The sequence below is a fragment of the Litorivivens sp. genome (genome assembly GCF_041624475.1).
Taxonomy (GTDB): Bacteria; Pseudomonadota; Gammaproteobacteria; order Pseudomonadales; family Spongiibacteraceae; genus Litorivivens.
On the sequence record NZ_JBFJUX010000005.1, the window covers coordinates 124,756 to 136,350 of the forward strand.

At 58.1% G+C, this 11,595-nt stretch carries 11 protein-coding genes; 2 read left to right on the top strand and 9 right to left on the bottom strand.

Annotated features, from left to right (window positions below; genetic code table 11):
- Positions 1-10: 10 nt before the first annotated feature.
- From ribF to ABY734_RS08100, 9 genes are all read right to left on the bottom strand, one after another.
- Entirely contained in the window at positions 11-952 is a 942-nt protein-coding gene (gene ribF, locus ABY734_RS08060) for a bifunctional riboflavin kinase/FAD synthetase (RefSeq protein ID WP_372778462.1), read from the bottom strand.
- Positions 953-982: 30 nt separating this feature from the next.
- The gene (gene murJ, locus ABY734_RS08065) at positions 983-2,566 is read right to left on the bottom strand and encodes a murein biosynthesis integral membrane protein MurJ (RefSeq protein ID WP_372778463.1); all 1,584 of its coding nucleotides are present in this window, start codon (positions 2,564-2,566) and stop codon (positions 983-985) included.
- Positions 2,567-2,569: 3 nt separating this feature from the next.
- Positions 2,570-3,175: an NUDIX domain-containing protein gene (locus ABY734_RS08070; RefSeq protein ID WP_372778464.1), complete on the bottom strand. Its 606-nt coding sequence runs from the start codon at positions 3,173-3,175 to the stop codon at positions 2,570-2,572.
- A complete protein-coding gene (locus ABY734_RS08075; protein WP_372778465.1) occupies positions 3,175-4,191 on the bottom strand; it encodes an aspartate carbamoyltransferase in 1,017 nt (338 codons plus the stop codon). The genes ABY734_RS08070 and ABY734_RS08075 overlap by 1 nt, the downstream gene beginning before the upstream one ends.
- Positions 4,188-5,990: an ABC transporter transmembrane domain-containing protein gene (locus ABY734_RS08080; protein WP_372778466.1), complete on the bottom strand. Its 1,803-nt coding sequence runs from the start codon at positions 5,988-5,990 to the stop codon at positions 4,188-4,190. Before ABY734_RS08080 ends, ABY734_RS08075 begins: the two co-directional genes overlap by 4 nt.
- Positions 5,983-6,258, bottom strand: a complete 276-nt coding sequence (locus ABY734_RS08085; RefSeq protein WP_372778467.1) for a GIY-YIG nuclease family protein — start codon at positions 6,256-6,258, stop codon at positions 5,983-5,985. The genes ABY734_RS08080 and ABY734_RS08085 overlap by 8 nt, the downstream gene beginning before the upstream one ends.
- Positions 6,255-7,676 (bottom strand): exodeoxyribonuclease I, encoded by a 1,422-nt coding sequence (gene sbcB / locus ABY734_RS08090; RefSeq protein ID WP_372778468.1) that lies wholly within the window; start codon positions 7,674-7,676, stop codon positions 6,255-6,257. The genes ABY734_RS08085 and sbcB overlap by 4 nt, the downstream gene beginning before the upstream one ends.
- Positions 7,677-7,923: 247 nt before the next feature.
- Positions 7,924-9,441 carry a fumarate hydratase gene (locus ABY734_RS08095; protein ID WP_372778469.1) on the bottom strand — a complete coding sequence of 506 codons (1,518 nt, stop codon included), beginning with the start codon at positions 9,439-9,441 and terminating at the stop codon, positions 7,924-7,926.
- Between the two features lie 120 nt (positions 9,442-9,561).
- Positions 9,562-10,317 (bottom strand): hypothetical protein, encoded by a 756-nt coding sequence (locus tag ABY734_RS08100; protein WP_372778470.1) that lies wholly within the window; start codon positions 10,315-10,317, stop codon positions 9,562-9,564.
- 228 nt (positions 10,318-10,545) lie between these two features.
- Here ABY734_RS08100 and ABY734_RS08105 point away from each other — a divergent pair, with 228 nt between their 5' ends.
- Complete coding sequence (locus ABY734_RS08105; RefSeq protein WP_372778471.1) at positions 10,546-11,187, top strand: urate hydroxylase PuuD; 642 nt, start codon at positions 10,546-10,548, stop codon at positions 11,185-11,187.
- Positions 11,188-11,327: 140 nt separating this feature from the next.
- Positions 11,328-11,570 (top strand): hypothetical protein, encoded by a 243-nt coding sequence (locus ABY734_RS08110; RefSeq protein ID WP_372778472.1) that lies wholly within the window; start codon positions 11,328-11,330, stop codon positions 11,568-11,570.
- Positions 11,571-11,595: the final 25 nt, after the last annotated feature.

The following is an 11,595-nucleotide window of genomic DNA, read 5'->3' on the forward strand; positions in this document are numbered from 1 at the left end:
CATCCAAAAATCAATCATCGCCGCGCTCAGCGAAATAGTGACGCGCTGTTTCAATATCGTTGTGTATCTGCGCTTTCAGGGCTTCGAGACCGTCAAAGCGAATTTCATTGCGCAACTTCTTGCGGAACAGGACTTTGATATTGCGCCGGTACAGATTGCCGCTGTAATCCAGCACATGAACTTCCAGAATGGCCTTGGGCAGATTATCCACCGTGGGCCGGGTGCCAACATTGGCGACACCCTTGCGGGTAACCCCGTCCGGGCACTCCACTTCCACCGCAAACACGCCCGCCAATGGTGAGCGCAGCCGGTGCAGCTCCATATTCGCTGTGGGCACCCCCAGCGTGCGACCCAGCTGCTGGCCTACAATAACCCGGCCGGCAATGCTGTAGGGCCGGCCCAGCAGACGCTCGGCTTCGGCGAAATCCGCCTCGGCCAGCACTTCGCGGATTCGAGTGCTGCTGACCCGCTCGTCGCTCTGGGTCAGAGTGGCGGTATCCATTACCTCAAAACCGTAGGTTTCGCCGGCCTTTTTCAGCATGCCAAAACCGCCGCTGCGATCCCGGCCGAAACGCAGATCGTCACCGACCACAATAAACTTGGCTGCCAGACCATCCACAAACAACTTGCGGATAAACTCCATCGCGCCCAGCTGCCGGAAATTGGGAGTAAAACGGATACGCATGATCCGATCGATACCCAGCTTATCCAGCTCCACAAAGCGCTCGCGAAAGCTCATCAGCCGGGGCGGCGCTTCGTGCGGCGAGAAAAACTCGCGCGGCAGCGGCTCAAAGACCACCACAACCGTGGGCAAGCCCAGCTCGCGGCCCTTGGCCATCAACTGCTTCAACACCGCCTGATGGCCGAGGTGAACACCATCGAAAGCACCAATGGTCGCCACGCAACCCCGGTGCCGATCGCGAATGTTGTGAAAACCTCGGATTAACTCCATGAGGGGCCCGCTGCATAAAGAAGCGCGTGATTATAACTTAGTCGTCTGGCCTCTGAAATGTCTTAGACGAACTCCCAGCAGACCAAGAACACCGGCGTAGGTCAGACCGCCTGCCCCGCAGAGCAGAGCCATTTCCAGCGCCCGCTGAGCGGCATTGAGCGCTACCCAGGCCTCAACCCGCCCCAACAAGAGCCACAACAGGCCGGCCATGGCCGCCGTGGCACTGAGTAGGCGCACTGCGTAGAGCCCCCAGCCGCTGCGAGCCTGATAGGCGCCACTGCGATATAGGCCCCGAAACAGCAGAGCCGCATTCAGCCAAGCCGAACAGGCGGTGGCCAGTGCCAGCCCGACATGACCAAGCTGATAATAGTGGTGCAGGGGAATGGCAAACAGCAGATTCAGCCCCATATTGGCGACCATGGCGATCACCCCGATCTTGACCGGGGTTTTGGTGTCCTGCTGGGCGAAATAACCCGGCGCCAGCACCTTGATCAGCATAAAAGCCAGCAGGCCGGCGGTATAGGCGCGCAGACTCCAGGCCGCCATTTCCACGTCGCGCATGGCCAGCTCGCCGTATTTAAAGAGGGTGATCAATACCGGCTCGGCCAGCATAAACAGGGCAACCGCCGCCGGCACCCCCAACAACAGGACCGCGCGAATGGCCCAATCCAGGGTGCCGGCAAAAGCCGATTTGTCACTGCCGATATTATGACGCGACAGGCTGGGCAGAATCACGGTGCCGATGGCGATCGCAAACACACCCAGCGGCAGCTCCACCAGCCGGTCCGAGTAATACAGCCAGGACACGCTGCCGGTGGGCAGGAAGGACGCAATCACCGTGTCCAGCAACAGATTGATCTGACTCACCGACACCCCGAACAGGGCAGGAATCATCAGGGTAATGATTTTCTGCACGCCCTCGTCATGCCAGGCCCAGCGTGGTCTTGGCAGCAAGTGGATGCGCTGCAAAAAAGGCAGCTGAAAGGTGAGCTGGCAAACCCCGGCGATCATAACACCCCAGGCCAGACCCACGGCGGGCTCCTCCATTAGCGGAGAGATAAACAGCGCCGCCCCGATCAGACTGAGGTTAAGCAGTACCGGGGTAAACGCCGGCACAGCGAAACGACCGTAGCTGTTGAGAATCGCCCCGGCAAAGCCGGTCATGGAAATCAGAAAGAGATAGGGAAAAGTTATACGGATCATGTCTGCCGTGAGGGCAAACTTCAGCGGGTCATTGTAAAAACCCGGCGCAAAGAGGGTCGCCACCACTGGGGCACCGATTACCGCCAGCGTCGTCACCAACAGCAGGATACCGCCCAGTACGCCGGCCACCCGGTCGATCAGGTGCTGCACCGCAGCCATGCTGCCCTTTTCCCGGTACTCCGCCAATACCGGCACAAAAGCCTGGGAAAAGGCGCCCTCGGCAAACAGGCGGCGCAGAAAGTTGGGGATTTTAAAGGCGACAAAAAAGGCGTCGGCGTTGGCCGTGGCACCGACCATCGCCGCAATCACGATATCCCGCGCCAGACCCAGCACCCGCGACAGCAGGGTCATCACGGCCACCACCGCACTGGATCGCAACAGACCGCTGGCCTTGGGAGGAGTTGCGCTCAAGATTTAACCCCAGTGTTCGCGCAGACGCGCGTGGTGACGGGCAAACCAGTTCAATGCCACCAGCGAGTGGGCGTTGTCGATAACGCCGGCATCCATCATCGCCAGCACTTCGTCAACCGGCAGCACGTGCAAACGGATGTCTTCGTTTTCTTCGGGCAAGCCGTGAATGCCAGAGGAACGGGAGAGATCGGCGCAGCCGCAGTAGAGATGAAAATACTCATCGCTGCCGCCCGGCGACGAATAATAGGAGGCGACTTTCTCCAGAGCCGTGAGCTGCGCCCCGGCTTCTTCGATACTTTCCCGGTACGCCACATCCTCCGGCGACTCTCCCGGCTCCATCAAGCCGGCGATCAACTCCATCAACCAAGGGGAAGGATGGCGATTCAGTGCGCCAATACGAAACTGTTCAGCTACCGCCAGTGCATCCATTGCCGGGTCGTAGATGAGCACACCGACCGCTTCGCGACGCCGCGCCACCACCCGGCGGACCTCACCGCTCCACTTTCCGCTAAACAGCCGGTGGCGCAGACTGACATCAACCACCTCGAAAAAGCCTTTCCACAGGCGTTTTTCCGATTCAATCGTAAAATCGTCGCGGGAAAAACTCATCAGAATCGACGCTCGGTATACCAGTTAACGTCGCGGGCGTGCCGATCTACCTGGTCAGCCACATCCAATATCAGGGCAAACAGCGCCATACGCACCAGCACGCCATTGTCGGCCTGCCGGAAAATGGCGAGATTGGGATTCTCGTTAAGGTCGTTGTCGAGCTCGTTGGCTTCGGCGCGCGAATCCCGCGGCAAAGGGTGCATGATCACCGTATTGGGCTCGCAGTAGCGGGTGTAAATCGTTTGATTCAAACGGTAGCGCCCGCGATAGAGATTGGCCTCTTCCTTACTGGCAAAGCGCTCTTCCTGAATACGGGTGGAATAGGCAATATCCACATGACTGATACTGGCTTCCATGGCGTCGCTTTCCACCACCGTCGCACCCGCAGCGCGCAGGTTCTCGACAATATCGCCGGGCATGCGCAGCTCGTCCGGCGATATCAGCGTGACCGTTACGTTTTTAAACAGACAAAGCAGTTTGCACAGAGAATGCACCGTGCGGCCGTATTTCAGATCGCCAATCAATGCGATGCGTAGACCATCGATGCCTTCACGCCCCTTGTGCCGCAGTTCTTTCTGGATAGTGTAAAGATCGAGCAGGGCCTGACTGGGGTGCTCATTGGAACCATCGCCACCGTTGATCACCGGCACCCGGCTGGCGCGGGCAAATTCGGCAACCGAGCCCGATGTAGGGTGGCGCATAACAATCACGTCACTGTAACCGCTCAGCACCCGGGCGGTGTCATAAAGGGATTCACCCTTGGCCAGGGCCGAACTTTCAAAGCCAGTGGTTTCCCGCACCTCGCCACCCAGCAGGTTAAAGGCACAGCCAAAACTGACCCGCGTTCGGGTGGAAGGCTCAAAAAACATATTGCCGAGAATGGCGCCGTCCAGCACCCGGGTAACCCGCTGCCGATGGGCATAAGGCTCCATCCGGTCCGCCACCGAAAACAGCTGTTCAATCTGCTCCCGCTCAAACTGGGTGATGGACAGAATATGGCTACCGGTAAACGTCACGGGGTTTCCTCGGAGTTGGTTGTATCGTCGGCCTGATCAAACTGCAGGCTGGCCCAGCGGGCGTACAGCGGCGAGTTTTTAATCAATTCACCGTGCGTACCCAGCGCCGCGAGCTGGCCGTGATCAAGCACCGCTATCTTATCCACCTTCACCACCGTGGCCAAGCGATGGGCGATAACAATGGTGGTTCGCCCTTTCATCAGTCGCTGCAGGGCCTGCTGCACCTGAAATTCGCTTTCCGCATCCAGTGCGCTGGTGGCTTCGTCGAGCAATAACAGTTTTGGATCCTTGAGGATGGCCCTGGCAATGGCCACGCGCTGGCGCTGACCACCAGACAAGCGCACTCCGCCTTCACCGACAAAACTGTCATAGCCTTCTGGCAGGCGCTCAATAAATTCGTGGGCGTAGGCGGCTTTTGCCGCTTCAATCAGCTGAGCTTCGCTGGCTTCCGGGTTGCCGTAGCGGATATTGTCGGCCACGGTTCCGGTAAACAGCACGGGTTGCTGCGGCACCAGCGCGATCTGGGCGCGCAGGGTTTCCGGCGCGAGATCCCGCAGTTCAACGCCGTCAAAAGTAATGCTGCCCGACTGCACATCGTAAAAACGCAGCAGCAGATCCACCAGCGTTGACTTTCCCGCACCGGAGCTGCCCACCAACGCCATACTCGTCCCGGCTGGAACGTGCAGGGTAAGCTCATTGATCGCCAGATAGTTTGGCCGTGATGGGTAGGCAAAACACACGCCATCGAGCTTCAGTTCGCCCTGCACCGTTGCGGGCAGCGCCTGGGGATTTTCCGGCGAGACAATCAGGCTGCGCGCGGAAAGCAGCTCCAACAATCGCTCCGTTGCGCCTGCCGCCCGCTGCAAATCGCCGTAGACTTCGGAGATTGCTCCGACCGAAGCCGCCACCATCAGGGCATAAAACACAAAGGCCGCCAGCTCGCCGCTGCTGATCCGCCCAGCCAGCACATCGTGACCACCCACCCAGAGCATGGCGGCAATGGCGCCGAGCACCAGTAGAATGACCGCCGTCGACAACCAGGCCCGCTGATTGATCCGTCGAATGGCAATGCGGAAGGCGTCTTCTACGTGTCGACCGAACAGGGCCTTGTCCCGCTCCTGATAGTTAAAGGCCTGCAGCACCTTGATATTTTTCAGCGCCTCGCCAACAAAGCTGCCGACACTGGCGATGCTGTCCTGGGAGCTGCGTGACAGCGCCCGCACACGGCGGCCAAATACCAGAATAGGAATTACGATCAGCGGCACGCTGAGCAGTACCATACCGGTCAATTTTGGGTTGGTGATAATCAGCCAGATAATCCCGCCGACAAACATCAGTGCATTGCGCAGGGCGATGGATACCGACGAACCGATGACCGTCTGCAACAAGGTGGTATCCGTCGTAATGCGCGACTGAATTTCACCGGAGAGGTTGGTTTCAAAAAAACCCGGATGCAGCGTGACCACGTGGTCGAACACCGCTTTGCGCAAATCCGCACTCACCCGCTCGCCAATCCACGACACCAGATAAAAACGGGTAAAGGTGCCCACTGCCAGCAAAAACACCAGGCCCATAAACACCAGCAGGGCGTGATTGAGCATTGCCGGGGTGCCGCTGGCAAAGCCCTGATCCACCAGCAGGCGAATGCCCTGTCCTATGGAGAGCGTGATGCCGGCGGTAAAGACCAGCGCAATACTCGCGCCAATGACCTGGGCCCGGTAGGGCCGCAGAAACCGCAGCATGGCTTTAAGTACCCCAATATTTTTACTGGGGTCGCGGTTTTCAGTTACTTCAGCCAAGAGATACTTCCTGTTGGTGGCGGGCGATCAGTAGCAGTTTGTCTGCCCGCCGCAATTTTTTGATTTCGGCCTCGCGCCGGGAGGCGCTGGCGCGATCGTCTGCCCTTTCGCGGTATTCAATGGCTGCCGGTGGGTCGCCCCGAAAGAAACGCGCGCCGTTACCCAGTTCGCCGGCGTGTTCGCGAAAGCGCCTTTCCACATCGGTACTGATGCCAGTGTAGAGCTTGCCGCTCTCCGCGCGAATGATGTAAACCCACCACGCGCTCACGACAGCCCTTTCACATAGCTCGCCAGGGCGTCCAGTACCGTCTGTTTGTCGGCATCCTGCTCGGGGCGAAGCGTCTCTATGCGTTCCAGGCACTGCTCAACCGTCAGCCCTCCTTCGTCCTCGGAATGGCGCCGCAACTGGCAGAATTCCCGCCAATGGGATTGCTCATCCGCAGTCAGGGTATGCGGAAAATTGCGCGCCCGATAGCGAAACAACAGTTCGGGCAACCGATTATCGGCAAAGGGAAAGGTGCGCTCTGCCAACTGCTCACCCGAGGCACTGGCAACATCATTCATCAGCCGCCGGTCTTCATTGCTGAAAAAACCGCCGTTGTAGAGCATCCGCTCCGGGTCGGTGTGCTCATCAAATTCACGCAGGGTGAAGATATCGTTCAGTTTACTGCGCAAATCCACCCGGCTGAGTTTCTGCCAGTTGGCCTCGCAGCGCGCCATATCGATCTGCAAGCGGTCTTGTGCCGCCTGATCCAGCAGGTTCGAGGTCGCCAGCATCGGTGAGCGATTGATATGTACTTCCTTTATAGGGATGCGCTCCACCCCCTCGCCGAGATCCTCACTGCGCGAGAAAATCCGCTCAGCCACCTGCGCCGCCGGCAGTTCCAGCAGCGGCTCCGGGTCCGCCATCAGGTCCACCACGATAACGCTGTTCTTGTTCACCGGGTGCATCGCCAGTGGCATCACCAGCGCCGCGCAAAACCGGCTGGCGGGGTAGCGCGACGAGATATGCAGCAGAGGCTTTTGTTTGTTCAGATCGAGCAACTGAGCAACGTTCTGCTTTTTGCGCAGGGAAAGGGCGTAGTCAAACAGCTTCGGTTTACGGGTTTTTACGATTCTGGCCAACTCAATAGTCGCCAGCACATCGGAAAAGGCATCGTGAGCCGACTCATGGGACAGACCATTGGCCGCAGTGAGTAGCTCCAGCTTGAAACTGACCTCACCGTCGTCACGGCGCGGCCACTCAATCCCCTCCGGGCGCAAAGCGCAGCACAGCCGCACCACATCAATCAGATCCCAGCGCGCGTTGCCGTTCTGCCACTCGCGGGCATAGGGGTCGAGAAAATTGCGATATAAGGTATGGCGGGTAACTTCGTCGTCAAAGCGAATACTGTTGTAACCCACACCAATCGTTCCGGGCTGTGAAAGCTCGCGGTGAATAGCGCCGATAAACTCCCGCTCACTGGCACCCTTTTCAAGGGCTTCCTGCGGGGTAATGCCGGTCACCAGACAGGCTTCCGGGTGGGGCACGATATCCGGGGTCGGCCGGTTATAAATCACCAACGGCTCGCCGATAATGTTCAGCTCGGCATCTGTGCGCACTCCAGCGAACTGAGAGGCGCGATCAACGGCAGGGTTGGCACCCCAGGTTTCGTAGTCGTGCCAGTAGAAGGTGTGATTGGGCAAGGCTCAGGTATCCGCTTGGGGTTTGCGGTATTTCACATGGGTGGGGAGTGGAATGCAAATGGGGTGACGCTTGGCGGAGATAGCTGGGGCACCTGACTTTGGCCGGTATTGGGCGGCGGTCTGACGTCGGACGCTGGACACCCGACGTAAAAGCGGGCGCGGCTTTGCCGCGCGATGCTGCAATAGAGGGTTTAGCGTCAGACGTTCGACATCCGACGTCCGACCGAAAAACCCTACCGCCCCCAGGTCAAACTACCTCTATCGCCTGCTCTTCAATAATCTTCGACCACTTGGCCGGGCCGGATTTGTGGACCGAATCACCATGGGCATCCACCGCAACGGTTACCGGCATGTCCACCACGTCGAACTCGTAGATCGCTTCCATACCCAATTCGGGGAAGGCAACCACTTCGGCGTGTTTAATGGCCTGAGCGACCAGATAAGCCGCGCCACCCACCGCCATCAGGTAGACCGCCTCGCTATCGCGAATCGCGTCGATGGCAATGTCACCGCGCTCGGCCTTGCCGATCATGCCCAGCAGACCGGTTTCTTCCAGCATGGTGCGGGTAAATTTGTCCATGCGGGTCGCGGTGGTGGGGCCAGCCGGGCCAACCACTTCGTCACGTACCGGATCAACCGGGCCCACGTAATAGATGAAGCGGCCGGTCATATCCACCGGCAGTTTTTCGCCCTTGGCCAGCATGTCGACCATTTTCTTGTGAGCGGCATCGCGACCGGTCAGCATTTTGCCGTTCAACAGGATGGTTTCACCGGGCTTCCAGGCTTTTACGTCTTCTGCCGTTACGGTGTTCAGATCGACACGGCGAACGCCTTCGCCGACTTCCCAGGTAATTTCCGGCCAGTCTTCCAGCGACGGCGGCGCCAGCGAAGCCGGGCCTGAACCATCGAGGGTGACATGGGCGTGACGGGTTGCTGCACAGTTCGGGATAATGGCAACAGCCTTGTTTGCGGCATGGGTCGGATAGTCTTTAACTTTCACATCCAGCACGGTGGTCAGGCCGCCCAGACCCTGGGCGCCGATACCCAGCTTGTTAACTTTCTCCATCAGCTCCAGCCGCAGCTCTTCAGAGCGATTGGACGGGCCGCGCTCACGCAGCTCGTGGATATCGATGGGGTCGAGCAGAGCTTCCTTGGCGACCAGCATTGCTTTCTCGGCAGTACCGCCGATACCGATACCCAGCATGCCGGGTGGACACCAGCCGGCGCCCATCTTCGGCACCTGCTCCAGCACCCAGTCCACCACTGAATCTGAGGGGTTAAGCATGGCGAACTTGGATTTGGCTTCACTGCCGCCGCCCTTGGCCGCTACATAGACCTCGACTTTGTCGCCTGGCACGATTTCGTAGTGAATTACCGCCGGGGTATTGTCCTTGGTGTTCTGACGGGCGCCGTCTGGGTCGGACAGGATGGACGCCCGCAGCACGTTATCCGGATGGTTGTAGGCGCGGCGCACCCCTTCGTTGACCATGTCAGTCACCGAGATATCACTCTCCCACTGCACGTTCATGCCCACTTTCAGGAAGACAGTGACAATACCGGTGTCCTGGCAGATCGGGCGATGGCCCTCGGCGCACATACGGGAATTGATCAGAATCTGCGCCATGGCGTCTTTGGCGCCGGGGTTCTGCTCGCGCTGGTAGGCCTGGTAAACGCCCTGGATAAAATCGACGGGGTGATAATAGGAGATATATTGAAGGGCATCAGCCACGGTGCTGATCAGGTCGTCTTTACGGATTACGGTCATCGGCTGCCTCACTGTACTGCGAGCCGAGCGTTCCGGTAATCGTCACCAGCCGCCCCACCCGCGAGAATCGGGGGCGGCAGTATACCTCAGTGTGGAGCGGCTTTCATCGCTTGCTGCCGCTTAGGGCGCGCTGCTGCCATGATAGCCCTGCATGGCGGTGCGCAGATTGGTAATGTCGCGATTCACCTGCTTGCGAAAGGCGTTGACTGACTCCAGCCACTCTTCGTTGGCCTTGACCCGCGATTCCAGCTTCGCCACTTTCTCTGCCACATTACCACCCGCCTTCAGGTCGGCAATTTCGCTCCAGTTGGTCTCTGCCATATCGCGGGTTTTCTGCAGCTGCACCTTCAGCGAAGCCAACTCTTTCTTGTCTGCGGCCGTGTTTTTTTCTACCGCGGCCACCTTGGCGTTCAGGCTTTCAAACTGCTTGTTGATCGATGCCAGACTGGTTTCCAGCTTGCCAATCTTGGTCTCGTGCTCGGCCAGCTGTTCCTTGCTGCGTTTCCAGACATTGTCCCACAGCTTGCGAATTTCGGTATCGAGGAACTCCATCTGCTTCTGAAACTGATCACTGGACTCCGAGACGCTCTCGTCGGTGATATTGAGCTGCTTTTCAAGGCGCATAATGCGCTGCTCATCCAGCACCAGCTGGGCTTTCGCCAGATCCAGCTGCTGGTAGAGGTAGTAGGCGCCACCCAGTAACAGCAGAATAAGCAGCCATTGCAACCAGCCGCCGCCGATGGCCCCGCCACCGCCGCCTTTGACGTCTGGCACATCCCCAATCCGATCCACAATACGGGTCCGGCGCTCGCGCTGAAAGGCCTGAATATCGTCGGCGTCCGGCTTGATTCCGTCGGGTCTACTGGGGTGGGTCATGGCTACTCCTGGATGCAGTGCGCGGCCAGCATTATGACAGTTGCCTGTCACAGACAAAAGTGCTGCAGTTAGCGTTTACATCGAACACTTAGAGGCAAACGCAAACCATCGATATTTCTAGCTTTTCAATCTTTTTGCTATACTGCGGCCACAACAAGCTTTCCTCGCAGATCGTCAGAGGGCGAGGAGTCATAAAAGTTCAATTTGCCACAATTGATAGGGACCGCTATGGAAAACGTTATTACCACCGACCTTCTGTTCCGTTGGCTGCACGTGCTGTTCGGCATTACGTGGATCGGCCTGCTCTACTACTTCAACTTTGTTCAGACCGAGTACTTCAAGGAAGCCGAAGCGGGCGCCAAAGCCGACGCCGTTAAAAAGCTGGCGCCGCGTGCGCTGTGGTGGTTCCGCTGGGGCGCCATGTTTACCTTCCTGACCGGTGTTGTGCTGCTCGAGCTGGTTCGTCAGGCCCACGGCTGGGATTCCTACATTATTGTAGGCGCTACCCTGGGCACGCTGATGTTCCTCAACGTCTGGCTGATCATCTGGCCGAACCAGAAGATTGTTTGTGGCATCACCGAAGGTGACGCAGCGACTGCAGCGCCGAAAGCCGGCCTGGCTTCGCGCACCAACACCCTGTTCTCCGGCCCGATGTTGCTTGGCATGATGGGTTCTTTCCACGGCACTGGCGCTGCCAGCTACGGCGCAAGCAGCCTGCCGCTGGGCTTGTGGATCGCACTGGCATTGATTGCCGCCCTCCAGCTGAACGCCATCTTCGGCAAAACCGGACCAATGACGACAGTGAAAGGTGTTATTCACTGCAGCATTGGTCTGACTGTGGTAATTCTGGCTCTGCTGCAATTTGTATAAGCCATAATTTGCTTTAAAAACCCGGGCTTGCCCGGGTTTTTTGTTTTTAACTAACCAAGCCATTTTAGCCGCGAAGGCATTTTCGCTCTATTTTGCTGTACCATTAAAAAAACAAAATAATAAAATCAGGTATCAGCCGCATGAATAGAAAAATAACCCGGATCGCACGACAAACCGTGTTGCAAGGTGACTATATCCCTCGCGAACACGTCGATAGCCAGCCTGCGTCGAACCCAAAGCAAGCCAGTGCTTTTCGCGCCCGCAAACAACAGGTACTCAACACCATTATCGAACGTATGCGCGCGGAGAAATCCGCAATGGTTTATGACGAGCTAAAACAAGATCGCGCAGCAACGACAACGAGACTGCGCGATTACGCCTGAGGCACTTTTGCCAAGACGCCTGATA